Origin of the sequence: Acinetobacter sp. PW68, from assembly GCF_020982655.1 — a bacterium.
In the GTDB taxonomy this organism is placed as follows: Bacteria; Pseudomonadota; Gammaproteobacteria; order Pseudomonadales; family Moraxellaceae; genus Acinetobacter; species Acinetobacter towneri_A.
Genome location: NZ_JAHZSX010000001.1, coordinates 1,582,299 through 1,600,556, shown reverse-complemented (window position 1 = coordinate 1,600,556; position 18,258 = coordinate 1,582,299). Strand labels below are relative to the sequence as shown.

7 protein-coding genes and 1 pseudogene are annotated in these 18,258 nt (G+C 40.2%); 7 read left to right on the top strand and 1 reads right to left on the bottom strand.

Annotation, left to right across the window (positions count from 1 at the left end):
- Positions 1–127: 127 nt before the first annotated feature.
- The 5 genes and pseudogenes from K1T76_RS07705 to K1T76_RS07685 all read left to right on the top strand — a co-directional run bounded on the left by K1T76_RS07705 (position 128) and on the right by K1T76_RS07685 (position 11,336).
- Positions 128–2,926 carry an autotransporter assembly complex protein TamA gene (locus K1T76_RS07705; protein ID WP_019838254.1) on the top strand — a complete coding sequence of 933 codons (2,799 nt, stop codon included), beginning with the start codon at positions 128–130 and terminating at the stop codon, positions 2,924–2,926.
- A 21-nt stretch (positions 2,927–2,947) separates the two neighbouring features.
- Positions 2,948–7,459, top strand: a complete 4,512-nt coding sequence (locus tag K1T76_RS07700; protein WP_019838253.1) for a translocation/assembly module TamB domain-containing protein — start codon at positions 2,948–2,950, stop codon at positions 7,457–7,459.
- Between the two features lie 114 nt (positions 7,460–7,573).
- Entirely contained in the window at positions 7,574–7,933 is a 360-nt protein-coding gene (locus K1T76_RS07695; RefSeq protein WP_019838252.1) for a hypothetical protein, read from the top strand.
- A gap of 198 nt (positions 7,934–8,131) precedes the next feature.
- Positions 8,132–8,401, top strand: a pseudogene (locus K1T76_RS07690) (hypothetical protein).
- Between the two features lie 295 nt (positions 8,402–8,696).
- The gene (locus K1T76_RS07685) at positions 8,697–11,336 is read left to right on the top strand and encodes a bifunctional aconitate hydratase 2/2-methylisocitrate dehydratase (protein WP_019838250.1); all 2,640 of its coding nucleotides are present in this window, start codon (positions 8,697–8,699) and stop codon (positions 11,334–11,336) included.
- Between the two features lie 407 nt (positions 11,337–11,743).
- Here K1T76_RS07685 and K1T76_RS07680 read toward each other — a convergent pair whose 3' ends face one another.
- Positions 11,744–12,901: a TFIIB-type zinc ribbon-containing protein gene (locus K1T76_RS07680; RefSeq protein WP_019838249.1), complete on the bottom strand. Its 1,158-nt coding sequence runs from the start codon at positions 12,899–12,901 to the stop codon at positions 11,744–11,746.
- Between the two features lie 371 nt (positions 12,902–13,272).
- On the opposite strand from K1T76_RS07680, the gene pepN reads away from it, so the two are divergent.
- Both pepN and gorA read left to right on the top strand, forming a co-directional pair.
- Positions 13,273–15,882, top strand: coding sequence for an aminopeptidase N (pepN, locus tag K1T76_RS07675; RefSeq protein WP_230245074.1), 2,610 nt, complete (start codon positions 13,273–13,275; stop codon positions 15,880–15,882).
- A gap of 657 nt (positions 15,883–16,539) precedes the next feature.
- The gene (gene gorA / locus K1T76_RS07670; RefSeq protein WP_019837225.1) at positions 16,540–17,892 is read left to right on the top strand and encodes a glutathione-disulfide reductase; all 1,353 of its coding nucleotides are present in this window, start codon (positions 16,540–16,542) and stop codon (positions 17,890–17,892) included.
- Positions 17,893–18,258: the final 366 nt, after the last annotated feature.

Genomic DNA, 18,258 nt, shown 5'->3' with positions numbered 1-18,258 from the left:
AATTGTACAGAAAATCATGTATGATGTTTCAAGTCTTGTCACTGATGAAAAAATCAAATAAATTGGTGTTTATACGCGGGTTGATTGGGGTTTTTCCATAAAAATTAAATCAGTTTAGAGTTTTTTTATGCTTGTAAATACAAACTTTAAAAAATCAGTACTGTGTTCCAGTATGCATGCCATTTTATGCTGGAATATGCCGAAAAAGCTCGGATTAAGTCTGTTTTTAGGTTTAGTTGCATCTTCAAGTTTTGCAGAAAGTCTTAAGGTACCTAACTCCAACACCCAACTCGCTGAAAATCGTACATTACTGCAGACTCCAACTGCTGAAGAAGCACAAAATTTAGCGGAAGAAATTAAACAATTGGCTGCAGCACAAGGAAAAGACAGTGCCGAAGATCTGCAAAAAATTGAAGAAGCTTTAGAGCAAACACAAACGCCTGAATTTAATAGTCTAGAAATGCTGAAACAGCAACAACAGGCAGGGGCATCTTTTGCTGAATTTCAGCCTATCGAGTTTGAAGACTTAGAAGATTTACCCATTGCACCTGTAGATCAGCAACTTGCCAATGAAATTTTTCAAGTAGCCCAACAAGCTAAACAAGAAGCGATGCTAGACCGCAATGGTCAAGAGCCTGAAACATTGGTGCAAGATGCGACACAGCAGGAGGTGCTACAAATTGATCAAGCGCCTGTAAATATTGATCAACTCATGACAAGCATTCAGGCAGACAGAAATTTTGTAGTGGAAGCCAATCCCTCAGACACCTTGACTGAATTGGGTTGGATGACGCAGGTCGAAAATGCCGATAAACCCGGTTTTTTCAGACGTTTATTGTATAAAGTCCGTCCACCGCGTGAGCTAAACACAGCCAAAGTGCCGCGTATTAGTGCTGATGTAGTCATTACCGCAAATAGCGCTAATGGTACACAAGACTCAATTGGAGAAGTGTCGCCCAATGCTTATCGTACAGCGGTAGATCAGTTAAGTGCCAATATTAAGGCTAAATTGTCCAGTTTTACCCAGGAATCTTTTGCAGATTTTCCATCTGCATTGCCACAATTGCGTACGCTGTCAAATCAGGCTGCGCAAGCGGTGGGTTTTTATAATGCCGAGTTTAAGTTTGAAAAACTCAGCGAAAGCCGCGTGCGAGTGCATGTTGTGCCAAATCCACCTGTGACGATTAAACAGCAAAATATTGAATTTACAGGCGAAGGACAATACGAGGCACAATTTCAGGTTATTGGTGTCTTGCCTGATCAAGAAGTAGATGATGTGTTTAATCATGGTTTGTATGAACAAACCAAAAAACGTATTACCGATGCGGCTTCAGATAACGGTTATTTTGATAGTTACTGGCGTCTGCATGACGTGAAAGTCGCTCAACCTCAAAATACAGCCGATATCAATTTACGTTACGAAACAGGTGAACGTTATAAACTCGGTAACGTCGAATTTCGTATGAGCGATCCAAACAAAGAATTCCCTTTGGATATGGATATTCTGCAAAGTTTGGTCACTTGGCAGGACAATGCCGATTATACTTTTTGGCGTGTGAATGGTTTGGCCAATAATCTCACTAACTCGCGTTATTTTAACTACACCTTGGTGGATACAATTCGTCCTGATCCTGTAGAGCATCCTTTGGAATTACCGCCTGATATTCAGGCTTTGGTTGATCAACAAAAACTCTCAGTTTACGAGGCCACAGCAGCCGATCAAAAACGGGTGGTATCATCTCAGGAAGTGACACAATCTGTGGTGAATGAGGCTGAGTTTGCAGGCACAGAAGAAGGTACTAGCAACGATAAATTGCGCATACTACAAGCACAGCAAGAAGATAAACAATCGGAAGAAGAACGCTTAAAACAACAGGCACGTATCGACAAAAAAATTCCTGTGATTGTGACTTTAAATGCAGACCGCTTAAATAGTGCCGAAGTCGGTGCAGGTTTTGGAACTGACACAGGCGTGCGTTTGCGTGGGCAATATCGCCGTGCCATTGTCAATAAACGTGGTCACTCTTTTGATGCTAACTTGGAGCTTTCGCAAATTCGTCAAGCTATTGATGGACGCTATAACATTCCTTATAACCATCCACTGAATGATTATGTTGCGTTGGTTGGCGGTTATGAGCGTGAAGAACGTGACGATGTTGCACAAGGTGGCGGCTTGATGATTGAATCTGCGGTTGCAGGTGTTGACCGTGTGATTAAAAAACCAATGGGCAGTTGGCAACATACTTTTGGTTTACGTTATCGACTAGATCGCTTGACCGAAGATGGCACTGTGTTTTTAACTAAACCTGATGCGTTTATTGCCAATGGGGATGTCGAGCAACAATCGTTATTGCTTGGCTATGAAGTTTCACGTACCGACAGCAACCGTCGTGTTAATCCAAGCAAAGGTTTCCGTCAAATTTATAAAGTAGAACTAGGAAGTGAATCACTGCTCAGTGATGCAGATTTAGCCATTCTGAATGCAGGTTGGCGTTTTATATATTCATTTGGTGAAAATGACGACCATCAGTTTGTCGGGCGCAGTGACTTAGGTTATATCTACACCGAAGATTTTAATAAAGTGCCGTATAACTTGCGTTATTTTACCGGTGGCGACCAGTCTTTACGTGGCTTTGACTATAAGTCTTTATCACCACAAATCGAAGGCTTTAAAATTGGTGGTCAGGCTTTGGCAGTGGGTTCATTAGAATATAACTATCAATTTAAAGAGGGTTGGCGCGCAGCCGTATTTAGTGATTTTGGTAATGCTTACGATAAAGACTTTAGCAACGACACCGAATATAGCGTAGGTTTAGGGGTACGTTGGGCATCACCGATTGGTCCAATTCGGATAGATGTGGCTTCTGGCATTTCAGATGACAATCATCCAATCCGTTTACATTTCTTTATTGGCTCTCAACTATAAATTTAAGACTTAGAGAACATTATGGCTGAAGTTGAACAGCAACCAGAAATCCCAGTAACGCCACCTAAAAAGCGTCGAATACTCAGGAGTGTTTTACTGTCACTGCTGTTGATGCTGGTGTTATTGGTGTCCGCTTTGGTGTTGATGTTCTCAACAGACCGTGGCTCAAAGTTCTTATTGGATAGTGTATTGCAGCGCCAAGAAATTATTCAATATGAATATGAAGGCGGTAATTTATGGCGCGGGATTATTTTGCGCAATATCATCGTCAGCTTAAAACCTGTTGATGTCAAAATTGACCGTGCCGATGTCATTCTTGGTTGGCGTGCCATACTAGATAAAGAAATCCATCTTAACCGTGCCGATGTGCGTAATCTGCGGATTTATCCAAAAGGCCCACCGAGTGATGATTCATTCAAATTCAATGAAATCCGTTTACCCTTTGTTTTGCGTTTAGATACTGCCGATGTCGATCATTTATTGATTCAAACCGCTTCTGGAACTCAGGTCGATTTTTACGATATTCATTTAAACAATGCATTATGGTCGGGCACAGAGCTTAAATTTGAAGACTCCAAGATGGATATGGAGTATTTGAATGTACGTAATGCCACAGGCAATATGAAGTTTGAGGGTAAATATCCGCTTAATGTGGTGGGGGTTTTAAATATTCCATCTTTACATAACAGCTTAAATATTCACGATATTAAAGTGGTTGGCAAAGGCACGCTCGATACAGTTCAGGCAGGTGTTGCAACAAATACGCCTGACTTGCTCACAGGATGGGTAGTGTTGCACCCTATGCGCAAACAAGTGCCCATGTTTGGTGAGTTACAATTTAAAGACTACCGTTGGCCGATTTTGACCGAGCAGGAACTTTTTACTCAAGCGGGCGCAGCCAAATTTAAAGGCGACATTAACCGTTTAGATATTGATGTCAATACGGATTTGAGTGGTAAAAACATTCCTAAAGGTCAATATACAGGTTTGATGTATACCGATTTAGTTCATCAACTGAATATCAGTAATTTAAATGCACAACTCATGCAAGGTGCAGCTAATTTGGCTGGTATCGTCAGTTGGGATCAAAAAGTGAGTTGGGATTTAACAGGGCGTTTGGATAAAATTAATCCTAGAGATCCAATAATTCCTCAAGTGGTCAAAGACTTTTTACCGTCAAGTTTAGATGCCAATTTGACTTCTAAAGGTCATTTGGAAAAAGGTACACATTTAACTGCACAAGTTGATTTTGACCGATTTGAAACATGGAACTTAAAACTAGACCAAAATCCTACACAAGGTAAAGCGGCGAGTCCAATGGTATTGGATGTGCGTTGGAATAATATTGACCGTGCAGTGCCGTATGTGGGTTGGTTAAAAAGTGAATCGGGTGATGTGCAATTGGCCTTAGTAGAAGGTCAGCAAGATATTTTTGTGGCGACTAAAGTCAGCACGCATGAAAAAACCATGTTACCTGCAGGTATGTACCAAGCCAAACTGAATTTAAAAAATAATCGCTTAAATATTCCCAATTTTAAATTTGATACCGCAGATAGTCATTTGGCAGGCAGCGCCGTAATAGATTTGCCAACCGCTAAACGTCAGTTGAAATGGAATGCAGTATTGGCTGCAAAAAACTTTAATCCACAAAGCATTAGCACCACAGCACCTGTTAATGTGTTGAATGGGCAGTTTAAAGCCAATGGTTTTGCATTGCCGAATCAGCAAATTATTCATTTGAAAGATATTAATTTGACAGGGCGTTTGGTCAACCAAAATGAAAACGTACACTTAACTGGGCAAAGCACCATCGCTTTATTATTCCATGATATCAAAGCTGGCGGTGGCTTTAAAAGTTTTGCTGTAAATTACGATGGTGGCTTAAATGCCAGTGCCATTCAAGGCAGTAAAGGACATTTAAAACTAAAATTATCAGGTACACCTGAACTAATTAAAATTACCGACTTGCGACACAATGGGGTTGCAGGACAAATTGTCGCGGATGGTTTGCTGCATTTGAATCAGGGTGTGAGTTGGAATTTAAACGCCTCTTTAATTCGCTTTAAGCCGCACTATTTTGCGTCGAGTGTACGTGGTGAATTATCGGGCAACATTCGCACCAAAGGTATTTGGTCAGACACACAAAAACGGATCAACATTGAACGTCTGAATTTGGCAGGTATGCTCAATAATAAACCTGTACGAGGTACGGGTAATTTAGCCATGTTGATTGATGCCAATCAAAAAGGCTTTTTACCGCAACAGTTTGAAGCCAATAATCTATTTTTGTCGTATGCCAAAAATCAGTTACAAGCAACGGGGAATGCACAAAATCTGCGTATTAAAGTCAATGCGCCTGCTTTATATGAAATCTATTCGGGTTTGCGTGGGCGAGCTTATGGCTATATCAATGTACAGTCGCAGCCACGCTTACAAGCCACTGCCAATCTTGCAGTTGATCAATTTAGTTTAAATAATGTTTTTAGTGTGCGTAAATTGCGCCTACAAGGTGAGTTGCCAACTTCAGAAAATACACCAACACTGATGAAGGCATCCATTGAAAATTTACGCAGTGGTAACCGTGGCATTGATCACGGGCAAATTTCTTTAGCAGGTACACGTCAGGCGCATATTTTAAAACTTGAAGCTGAAAATAAGCTGAGTAAGTTTTATGTGCAATTGGCAGGTGGTTTAAATGCACAAAACGATTGGCTAGGACAAATACAGAAAGGGGACTTTGACTCTTTAAGAACCCATTTGGCGCAGCGCCAAAACGCAGCCGTCATTTATCAACATAAAACTAATGAGCTGTATGTCGGTTCGCATTGCTGGATGAGTCAGCAAAGTCAATTGTGTTTTGATCAACCTATTCGCGTGAGTAAAACCAAAGCCAATGCTTCATTTGTAACTCAAAACTTAGACTTAAATGACTTTTCTGCATTTATGCCTGAAGGTTTGGCGATTACAGGTAAGGTCAATGGATATGCCAAAGCGGCATGGGCAAAAGGTCAAAAGCCAAAAATTGATGCTCATTTGGTAACGCGTGATGGCGTCATTGGACTTGCTGGGGACGATCCGCAAGATATTGGCTCTACCTTGCGCTATGAACAAGTGGCTGTGGTCGCAAAAAGCATTGCCGAAGGGTTGAAATTGCGTGTAGATGTGAAAACGCCTGAAATTGGTACGGGTTATGCAAATGTACTAATTGATCCTTACGCTAAAAATATGCCAATGCGCGGTGAAATTGCCTTTGATCAGGTACAGCTCAAAGTTTTTAAACCGTTTATTGCCGATGTGCGCACAATGGGAGGGACTTTGTCTTTTGCAGGGAAAGTCAACGGGACTTTAACATCACCATTGCTCACAGGTGAAATGCGCCTGAAAGATGGTGTGATCAGCATGATTTCTTTACCTGTAAATCTGACCCATGTGCAGCTTTATTCATCTATACGCCAAGATCAGGCAAGTATTAATGGTGCATTTAACAGTGGTGGTGGTGTTGGCCGTTTAACGGGCAATGTAGATTGGAAAAATGAGCCACGAATTCAGTTAAATCTAAACGGTAAAGATTTATTGATTCGTCAAGCACCACTGATTACTGCAACGGTTACGCCAGATGTATCGTTAGATGTTTTACCTTTCCAGAAAAAACTGAATTTAAAAGGGCGTGTGGATGTACCTCGAGCTTTGATTTCTATGCCTGAAGTTTCTTCACCTGTGATCAACGTATCTTCGGATGTGCGTGTGGTGCATGAGGGACAAGATCAGCTGGCATTGTTGCGTTCAGCTCGTCCATGGGATATTCGTGCCGACCTTGAGCTGAATTTGGGTGATCGGGTTATTTTCCAAGGGTTTAATAGTCGTATTCCACTGCTTGGACGTTTGTATTTATCCCAACGTGGTTTAGAAACTGCAATGCGTGCCAATGGTGCGATTGGGGTAAGCCAACGTGTGAAAATTGAAGCCTATGGACAAAGTCTGGATTTGAACCGTGCAATTGCGCGTTTTAATGGCCCAATTTCTAACCCAACTTTAGACATGGATGCCAATAAAAACGTGCAGGGCAGTATGGTCGGCTTTAGAGTCACAGGCACAGCCAGTAGTCCGAATATTCAGGTGTATAACGATGCAGGCTTATCTGAACAAGAAGCATTAAATGCCTTGATTACAGGTCGTATTAATGAAGGTACCAGTGGCTTGAGTCAGACCGAAAGCTTTAAGTCAGACGTCAATAATACCATTGCCGCGGCTGGTATTAGTATGGGCTTAGGGGGTACACGTGCTTTGACCAATCAAATTGGGCGTACTTTCGGTTTAAGTGGTTTGGCGCTTGATGCTCAGGGTACAGGAGATGATACCCAAGTCAGTTTGACGGGTTATATCACCCCAGACTTGTTTATCCGTTACGGTGTAGGGGTTTTCACACCTGTCAATAAATTGACTTTGCGTTATCAAATGAACAAACGATTGTATTTGGAAGCAAGCCAAGCTTTAGAACGCGCTGTGGATATTTTCTATAACTGGCGTTTCTAAAAGCAACCTTACTTTAAAATGTATTCAACTCGAGCGCATTTTTCAAACTTGTGTATGGTTGGTTGCGTATTTATGCCAACTTTTGATTATCATAAGCACAACAGGAGAGCTTCAATGAAAAAGATTTTGGTGGTGACTGCAGTGCTTGCATTAATGGGCTGTGCAGAAAAGAAACCCTTAACCCCAGAAGAACAATGGCAAGGCTATTGTCGAAGTGTTGGCAACGCAGCGCGTACCATTATGCTAGATCGTCAAAATGCGATTGAAAAAGAAAGTGCCATAGAGCATGCCAATAAAATTGAAGATGACATTACCCGTAATTTTATCTTAGAGATTATTGCGCAAGTCTATGCATTACCAATTGAAGAAATTAATGCTGATGTTGATGCGGCACGTGAAAAAGTCCGTGCTAAATTTACCGAAAAATGTATTGCGACACCGCATGATAAAATGCCTAATTACAAACCGTTCTAAAGGAACGGTTTTTTTTGTGAAATAAAATTGAAAATGTTTTGAAGTTTTTACTATTTTTTACTGATAAATAGCCTAAGTTAATCAAATGTCTAAAACACAATAAATAACAAATAAATTGTGACAAGATCTAAATCTTAAAACTAGTAAAGCTTATCTTTTTCATGAATAATTAAATAACAACAACAGTAGGAGCGCATAATGGAAGTAGTTGCTTACCTGCATAATGCAGATTTGCTCTTAGAAGATGAATAAGGTGTCGCGGTGATTGGCGGCAGTTATTATGTGTTGAGTTTAGGTGATCGGGTATACTTACGTCAGCAAATTGATGCACTTGCAAAGATATATCAAGTTCAAATTACATTTACCAGCGCAGAACATTGCATGCTGCATGAAGATGAAATTCAAGTCAAGTTTGAAGGTAGTCGTGAACAATTACAGCACTATCTTCAAGCCACAACAGTACACTAAGGTGGAATATCATTCATTAATTAGAACAGGCAACATGAGTGTTGCCTTTTTTACGCGTTAAACTTTAGGTGAAAAGTTAGTGTAAATACCGAAAAAGTTAAAATTAAGACATGTTTTACCTGTAAATTGAAAATATGCGCATCATTTAGTTATAAAATAATGGGCATCACAAAGAAACACTCTAGTTGCATTAACTTTTAACCGGAAGTTTAGTAAAATTTTGCAGTCCATATTGTTTGTGATGCTTTAAAAGCAGGAATTCACAAATAATTTTTTAAAAAAGAGGAATAACACCGTGCTAGAAGCTTACCGCCAACACGTTGAAGAACGTGCCGCACTCGGAGTCCCACCGAAGCCACTTGATGATGCTCAAACTGCTGCATTAGTTGAATTATTAAAAAATCCACCAGCAGGCGAAGAAGCTTACTTGGTTGATTTGCTTGAAAACCGTGTGCCTGCAGGTGTTGACCAAGCGGCATACGTTAAAGCTGCTTTCTTAGCTGCTGTAGCAAAAGGTGAAGCAACCTCTCCACTCGTTTCTAAAGAGCGTGCTGTTTACTTACTAGGCACAATGCTTGGTGGTTATAACGTAGCACCTTTAGTAGACCTTTTAGACAATGCTGAATTAGGTGGCTTAGCAGCTGAAGCATTGAAAAAAACTTTGCTTGTATTTGACGCGTTCCATGACGTAGCAGACAAAGCAAAAGCAGGTAACGAAAACGCGAAAGCAGTTTTACAATCTTGGGCTGATGCTGAGTGGTTCACATCGCGTCCAGATGTTCCTGAAGAAATCAAACTTACAGTCTTCAAAGTTACTGGCGAAACCAACACTGACGACTTGTCACCTGCACAAGACGCATGGAGCCGTCCAGACATTCCATTGCACGCAAATGCAATGTTGAAAAACGTACGTGATGGCATCAACCCAGAAGTTCCTGGTGAAGTTGGTCCATTAAGCCAAATCAAAGAATTGATCGCCAAAGGCAACCAAGTTGCTTACGTCGGTGACGTTGTAGGTACAGGTTCAAGCCGTAAATCTGCAACAAACTCTGTACTTTGGTTCTTCGGTGACGAAATTCCACACATTCCAAACAAAAAAGAAGGCGGTTACTGCTTAGGCGGTAAAATTGCGCCAATCTTCTTTAACACAATGGAAGATGCGGGTGCGTTACCTGTTGAGATCGATGTTTCTAACATGAACATGGGTGATGAAATCACGCTTAAAATCGACCATGCTGCTGCTAAAGTAACAGCGTTCAAAGACGGCGCACAAATCGCTGAATCTGAACTTAAAACTCCAGTGCTTCTAGACGAAGTACGTGCGGGTGGTCGTATTAACTTGATCGTTGGTCGTGGTTTGACAACTAAAGCGCGTGAAGCTTTAGGTCTTGCACCATCTACTTTGTTCCGTACTCCAGTACAACCTGCTGACTCTGGTAAAGGCTTCACTCAAGCTCAAAAAATGGTAGGTCGCGCTTGTGGTCTTCCAGAAGGTCAAGGTGTTCGTCCAGGTACTTACTGCGAACCTAAGATGACTACTGTTGGTTCTCAAGATACAACAGGTCCAATGACTCGTGACGAATTAAAAGACTTAGCATGCTTAGGTTTCTCTGCAGACCTCGTTATGCAATCTTTCTGTCACACAGCTGCGTATCCAAAACCAGTTGACGTACAAATGCAACACTCGCTTCCTGACTTCATCATGAACCGTGGTGGTGTTTCTTTACGTCCAGGTGACGGTATTATCCACTCTTGGTTAAACCGTATGCTTCTTCCAGATACAGTAGGTACTGGTGGTGACTCGCATACTCGTTTCCCAATTGGTATTTCATTCCCAGCAGGTTCTGGTCTTGTAGCGTTTGCTGCAGCAACTGGTGTTATGCCACTAGACATGCCAGAGTCTGTACTTGTGAAGTTCAAAGGTAAAATGCAGCCTGGTATCACGCTTCGTGACCTTGTACATGCGATTCCTTACTACGCAATTAAAGAAGGTGACTTAACTGTAGAGAAGAAAGGTAAGAAAAACATCTTCTCTGGTCGTATCTTAGAAATCGACTTAACAGAAATGGAAACTGACTTGACTGTTGAGCAAGCATTTGAATTATCTGATGCTTCTGCTGAACGTTCAGCTGCTGGTTGTTCTATCACACTTTCTGAAGAGAAAGTTGCTGAATACCTTCGTTCAAACATCACTATGCTTAAGTGGATGATTTCTGAAGGTTATGGCGATGCGCGTACTATGGCTCGTCGTGTTGAGAACATGGAAAAATGGTTAGCGAACCCATCACTTCTTAAAGCTGATGCAGACGCTGAATACACGAAAGTGTATGAAATTGACCTTGCTGACATCAAAGAACCAATCCTTTGCTGCCCGAACGACCCAGATGATGCAAAACTTCTTTCTGACGTTCAAGGCGACAAAATTGACGAAGTGTTCATCGGTTCTTGTATGACAAACATCGGTCACTTCCGTGCTGCTGGTAAGTTATTAGACAAAGTTCCTGGTGGTTCTTTATCTACTCGTCTATGGTTAGCGCCGCCAACTCGTATGGACGAGCGTCAACTTATGGAAGAAGGCTTCTACAACACTTATGGTAAAGCGGGTGCGCGTACAGAAATGCCAGGTTGTTCATTATGTATGGGTAACCAAGCGCGTGTAGCACCGAACACAACTGTAGTATCTACTTCTACACGTAACTTCCCGAACCGTTTAGGTCAAGGTGCGAACGTTTACTTAGCTTCTGCTGAGCTTGCATCTGTTGCTGCTGTACTTGGTAAGCTACCAACACCAGAAGAATACCAACAGTACGCTTCTCAAATCGATAGCATGTCTGCTGACATCTACAAGTACTTGAACTTTGACCAGATGGAAAGCTATACAGACGCTGCTGCGAAAGTAGACACTAAGAAAATTGCTGCTGCTCAGTTGACCTAAGTTGGGAAAAGCAAACACAAGAGCTAATCTATGATTTGTTTGAGTGTTGAGTAGTAAGCAAGCTAAAATAAGGGCTGATCATTCAGCCCTTATTTTTTATTAAAATATTATCTAATGTTGAGTAATATTCAAAACAGCATAGATAGTGATACTTTAGTTTGCCTTGCGGATTTAAAAATAAGGATGCAAGCGCGGAAATAAATATGGTGGGGACATAGTGTGTATTTGTGAATTAGAAGATAAAATTCTATCCGAAACAGTACTTAATTTAGCCCTGAACCGTAAAATGGATGAGCTACTTTTCACATCGAAAAATTGTGATCCGCTGTGAGTCTTATGTTGAACTTAAGCCACAGTTGAGTGGTTTGGGCAGTGATACGGTGTAACCATCATCTCCACCAAAAAAATTATTGAGTGAAATAATGATCTTGATGTTTACAATTGCGACAAAATAAGGACACATAATTTTCTGCGTCATAATCGACAGTCAGTTCATCCGATCCGCAGTTCATACAGCGTTTGAGTGAATAAAATTTAAGCCGTGCTTCAATTTTTCGCCAAGAACGCCACACAGGTTGAAAGAAAATTCGTTCGTCATAACCCAAAAAGCGAAAGAATAAAATTTCGCTCATATAGCTTAAAGGTAAATTAGGCGGGCGTGGCAGGGTAGTAGTTTCCCATTTTTCAGCCACTGACCGTTCTCGATATTGCTGCACAGTCTTTTTGAGTAAATTGGTATTAATAAAGTTTTCATTGCGTGGTTTGAGTGCTTTTTGTTGGTATAAATATTCCAAAGCTGTTTGCACTAAGTAATAAATTTGCCCAACCGCCAAGACATCTAAAAGTCGGTAGCAAAAGTTCTGAAAACTATGGTTGCCCGCAATTTGTAGGCCCCAAGTTCGACAATAAAATTGCATAAACTGCACAATTTCTTGATATAGCAATAAATACAGCGCATCTTTGACTTCATCTGCCGTTTTGAACGGTGTACCCATGCTTAGATTTTCATAAAACCAATAGCGTAATTGTTGTGCTATGCTGAATAAACTTGGTTCAGAATAACCATCTAAACGGACGTTGATGTAATATTGCTGGGCATTTTCGGCAAAATCTTTGGCAATTAATATTTGCTCTTTTAGCAAATGTTTGATCATACCGTGCTGAAAAAAATAGTTGGGCGTAATATTCAAATACTTGATTTTTTCCCAATCTATAAATTCTTCATGTGGGATATGTTCCTGTGCATGCTGATCTAAAATACTCAATAAAAATAATTTATCTATAAAACGCAGTTGATTTAATTCGCGTTCAGGTGCATCCTGTTTTTTTAATTTTTGTTGTTCTTGTAAGCGGGTTTCCGCCATGATTTTTTTGCGTTGCTGGGTGCAACTTGCGCAATGACAGTTTTGTTGTTGGCTATTTTGAAAGATGCGATGTTCACAATGGCTACAATGGTGAAAATTTAATTCCTGCTCATATTGTTCTGCTTCTACCCAATACATAGATGCCTGACACAAAGGGCATAATGTGCTTTCATCTAATTGTTTTTGCAGAATTTGTAGCATTGTGAAATAGAAGCTCAAGTAAATGGTGATATGGCATTATACATGGCTTGTGTACTGAAAAGTGGAAGCTTCTGTGCTTTTGATCATCATCAAAATTCGTATGTGTTGGCAGTATTTGAAGAGAAATCGCATTTCAAAATAATAAATTTACAGGCAATAGAAATATAGGTAGTGATTTAAACAGTCTGCTTTTATGTTACTTGTACACGATTAATCCAGATAGGATTGAAAAGCTTGGGTTGAGCGCCCATATCAATCAGCAGTGTTAATGAAGATTGAAATAGATTGTGCGCAGACAGATGCTGAAAGTTGTCGTATGATCATTACAACTTCACCAAAACAAGCGCATCGCCACAAAGAATGAGGACAAGATGAATATTGCAGCAAATCCTATGGTTGAAGCCAACCAAACTATCTATTTAAAAGACTATCAAAAACCTTCATTCTTGGTGGATGCTATAGAGCTAGATATTCAAGTCTATGCAGATTATACCCAAGTGGGTGCAACATTGAAAATGCAGCGTCAGACTGCAGGCGATTTGGTGTTATTGGGGCGTGATTTAGAACTAAAATCCATTATTTTGAATGGAACTGAATTATCAGAAAGCGACTATCAATTAGATAGTGAGCAACTCCGCATTGCAAATGCACCCGATCAAGTCACGTTAGAAACCATCGTGATTATTCATCCTGAAAGTAATACTCAACTTGAAGGCTTGTATCAGGCAAGTTCTGATTTATTCGTTACCCAAAATGAGCCTGAGGGTTTCCGTAAAATTACCTTCTATCCTGACCGTCCTGACGTATTATCGGTATTTACCACACGTGTCGAAGCCGATAAAAAATATCCTGTGCTGTTGGCAAATGGTAATTTGTTAGAAACAGGCGAAGCAGGTGAAGGTCGCCATTATGCGATTTGGCAAGACCCGACCAAAAAGCCAAGCTATTTATTTGCTTGTGTGATTGGTGATTTGGCAGTCATGAAAGACCATTACGTGACATCTGAAGGACGTAATGTAGCACTGGAAATCTATGCTGAAGAAAAAGACATTCCAAAATGCAAAATTGCCATGCAAGCGTTAAAACATTCTATGCGTTGGGACGAAGAACACTACGGTCTGGCGTATGACTTAGACAATTATATGATTGTGGCGACCAGTGCCTTCAATATGGGCGCAATGGAAAATAAAGGTCTGAATATTTTCAATACGTCATGTGTATTGGCCGATGAAGAATACACCACCGATGCCGCAATTATGCGCGTACAATCCGTGATTGCGCATGAATATTTTCATAATTGGACAGGTAATCGTATTACTTGCCGCGATTGGTTCCAGTTATGTTTAAAAGAAGGTTTAACGGTATTCCGTGACCAATCTTTCTCTGAAGATTTACAGTCTGCCGCAGTACAGCGTATTGATGATGTGGCGGTACTCAAAGCACATCAATTCCCTGAAGATTCTGGCCCGTTATCGCACCCACCACGTCCAGATCATTTTGTAGAAATTAATAACTTTTATACCGCAACAGTATATGAAAAAGGTGCGGAAATTAACCGCATGATGTCAACTTTACTTGGTAAAGAAAAATTCCGTAAAGGCAGTGATGAGTATTTCCGTCGTCATGATGGACAAGCAGTGACGGTTGAAGATTGGGTCAATGCTTTAAGCGCAGGTTCAGGTGTCGATTTATCTAATTTCCTGACTTGGTACAATCAACCTGGCACACCAAAACTTGAAGTGCAGGGCGAATACGATGCGACTACACAGGTTTATCGCTTAAATTTAAAACAAAGCCTGAAAAGTAATGCCAAATATCCAAATTTAAAAGCACTGCCTATTCCTGTTGCACTGGCACTGTTCAATGCTGAAACAGGCGAACAATTTATTTTGCAGTCTGACGCTTTGGTTGAAAATTCAGTGAAAGATGGCGTGTATTTGTTTGATCAGGGGCAAGCAAGTATTGAATTTAGTGGTGTAACATCACATCCCGTTGTTTCTTTATTGCGTAATTTTTCTGCACCTGTGAATTTAGAATTTAACTATTCTAATGATGAATTGGCATTTTTAATGCAGCACGAAACCAATGGCTTTAACCAGTGGCAGGCGACTCAGACGCTATTGGAACGTATTTTATTGGAAGAACATGCGGCAGATACTTATTTGCAAGCCATGAAAAATACAATACCTGCTTTAATTGAAAAAGATCCTTTGTTGGCATCGCGTATTTTTGATGTGCCTTCCGAAAGCTATTTGGGCAGCCGCATAGATCAAAATTATCAACCTGAAAAAAATCAGCAACAACGCAATGCATTGTTAGATACATTAGCTCGGGAACTTGGTGCACTCTGCAAAGAAACCTATTTAAGTCTTGATCCAGACATGCAGTTAGATTTCTCTCAAGCGATGGGTGTACGTGCGTTAAAAAATATCATGTTGGCATTAATGGCACGTCAGGGCGATGCCGAAGCGTTTGAGCTGGCACAGCAGCAATACCATACCACTCGAAATATGTCTGAGCGTTTAGGGGCATTGCGTGTCTTGGTATGGAATGATGCACCGCAGGCCAAAGCTACTTTGGAAGATTTTTATTCACGTTTTAAAAATGAAGCTTTGGCACTTGATCAGTGGTTTATGGTTCAAGCTTCACATCCTAAAGCGACTGCTGAAACCATTCAGGCATTAACTGCGCATCCTGATTATGATTTGGGCACACCAAACCGTATTCGTTCAGTCAGTGGAGGTTTAAATAGCAACCCTGTGAATACATGGAGTTTCGGTGTTCAGCATTTTATTGACTTAACCAAATATTTGGACGACAAAAACCCAATTGTAGGTTCGCGTTTATTGCAAGTATTGTCACGTTGGTACACCTTGGCAGAGCCACAGCGTAGTCAAGTACAAGCTGCATTGCTAAGTTTGCAGTCTGTAGTGAAATCTAAAAACGTGGTTGAGACCTTAAATAGTATGTTAGGGGTTTAAACTATAAAATTAAAAGCCATTTCATCCATTCGTTGAAATGGCTTTTTTGTGGCTGGAATATATTAAAAACAAATTTAGCTTAGTCACAGCGAAGTTGATAAACCTTACTATAGTAGGTATTAATTTTGTTTAATTGAGCAAGTAATTTTTCATTAAATGTCGATTTTAGAGTTTACAATTTTTTAGTCCAATCAGCGTTTATCTAAGTTTGTAAATTTGCTCCATATTCTTCACAAATAATATGTTTGCCTTCATTTGCAGAATAGTTCTCTAAATCTTGAAGCAAGAATTTCTGCTTTAGTATTGATGGGTGCGAGTTCATACAACATGCTTGGGGCTTGATGTATCGGTTGATGTGGGGAACAGCCGAAAGTGATTTAGCTACAGATCAGAACGTAAAAAAGCAGCTTTACATTGACCCAAAGATTAAAAAATTAAAGTTTTGTTTTAACGCTTACAAGCATAAAATTTAAGAGTATAGTCATTTTTATAACCAGTGAAATGAGTTGAATGACAGTGTCTCGATTTTGTGGAGTTAGTCAGCTCGGCTGACTTGGGAAATGCAGTTTTATGTGTTAGTTTTGATGAAAATCACTTTTTTTCTGCGCTTAATTTATGCAGATGTTTATCAAAAATCACGAAAATTTGAGGCATGAAATGGTTAAACATTATGACTATTTGGTAATTGGAGCGGGAAGTGGTGGTATTGCATCGGTCAATCGAGCGGTGCAATATGGAAAAAAATGTGCATTAATTGAAGCTGCAAATTTAGGTGGGACCTGTGTCAATGTGGGGTGTGTGCCTAAAAAAGTGATGTGGTATTCAGCACAAATCGCTGATGCCATTCAAAAATATGGTCCAGATTATGGTTTTAACACTGAATTAAAACTACATGATTGGAATACCTTAATTCAAAATCGTCAAGCTTATATTCAGCGTATCCACTCATCGTATCAATCTGGTTTAGCTAAAAACAAAGTTGATGTGATTCAGGGCTTTGCTCATTTTGTAGATCAAAAAACAGTTGAAGTAAATCAGCAGCAATATACTGCAGATCACATTTTAATAGCGACAGGCACCGAGCCAACACTTCCAGACATTGAAGGGGCGGAACTAGGTATTGATTCAAACGGTTTTTTTGAATTGCAACAATTACCAAAACGCACGGCAATTGTTGGTTCTGGTTATATTGCTGTAGAGCTGGCTGGAGTTTTAAATGCGTTAGGCTCACAAGTCGGATTGTTTATTCGTAAGCAATTCCCGCTGCGTAGTTTAGATCAATTTTTAGGTGAAACATTACTTGAATGTATGCGAGATGAACATATCCAAGTGCATACTCAAGCCATTCCAAAGAAAGTTACGCGCCAAGCAGATCAGTCTTTGTTATTACACCTTGAAGATGGTTCACAGCACGAGATCGATTGCTTAATTTGGGCGGTTGGACGTAAACCAAATACACAAGCATTGAACTTGGCTGCTGCGAATGTACAGATTGATGAAAAGGGATATATTGTTGTAGATCAATTCCAAAATACCAGCCAAACGGGTATTTATGCGGTGGGCGATATTATTGGAAAAATTGAGCTGACACCAGTTGCTGTTGCCGCAGGACGCAAATTGTCGGAACGCTTATTCAATCACAAACCAAATGAATATTTAGATTATCAAAACGTTGCCACGGTGGTCTTTAGTCATCCGCCTATTGGTACGGTGGGTTTAAGTGAAGCGCAAGCCATTGAACAGTTTGGGCAAGATCAGGTCAAAGTCTATCAATCTTCTTTTACCTCAATGTACACGGCTGTAACTCAGCATCGTCAAGTGTCTAAAATGAAATTGGTCTGCGTTGGTGATGAACAGAAAGTCGTGGGCGTGCATGGTATTGGCTATGGCATGGATGAAATTTTGCAAGGTTTCGCAGTCGCAGTCAAAATGGGCGCGACTAAGCAAGACTTTGATAATACTGTTGCAATTCATCCAACTGCTGCAGAAGAATTTGTGACCATGCGCTAATAGATAGCGTGGTCGCTCACAAAGAGTACGGTTAAAAAACCATACTCTTTTTATTTTTGAATTTTTGTAGATAAAAAAATCAGAAGATAAACGTCAGACAGATAGTAGTTGCTCTCGTGATTTATTTAGCCTAATAAGAAAACCCACCGAAGAGGGCTTGTGCGATCAAACACCATCCATTGTGTTTGGGGAGATTATCTGACGAAAATGATTAAGGTTAGATTAAGAAATTTTTGTTTATTAAGTTTATCTTTACAAATTTGTAGCTGATGCTGCAAAGACTTTAAATCTATGTTACAATGTAACCTGTACAATAAAAATATCTCTATTCTCTCGTAGTTATTCATCATCATGCTTTACTGCATT

Excerpts from the sequence above, each read along its gene's own strand:
- K1T76_RS07705 (WP_019838254.1), top strand. The coding sequence starts at position 128 with ATGCTTGTAAATACAAACTTTAAAAAATCAGTACTGTGTTCCAGTATG.
- K1T76_RS07700 (WP_019838253.1), top strand. The coding sequence starts at position 2,948 with ATGGCTGAAGTTGAACAGCAACCAGAAATCCCAGTAACGCCACCTAAA.
- K1T76_RS07695 (WP_019838252.1), top strand. The coding sequence starts at position 7,574 with ATGAAAAAGATTTTGGTGGTGACTGCAGTGCTTGCATTAATGGGCTGT.
- K1T76_RS07680 (WP_019838249.1), bottom strand. The coding sequence starts at position 12,901 with ATGCTACAAATTCTGCAAAAACAATTAGATGAAAGCACATTATGCCCT.
- pepN (WP_230245074.1), top strand. The coding sequence starts at position 13,273 with ATGAATATTGCAGCAAATCCTATGGTTGAAGCCAACCAAACTATCTAT.
- gorA (WP_019837225.1), top strand. The coding sequence starts at position 16,540 with ATGGTTAAACATTATGACTATTTGGTAATTGGAGCGGGAAGTGGTGGT.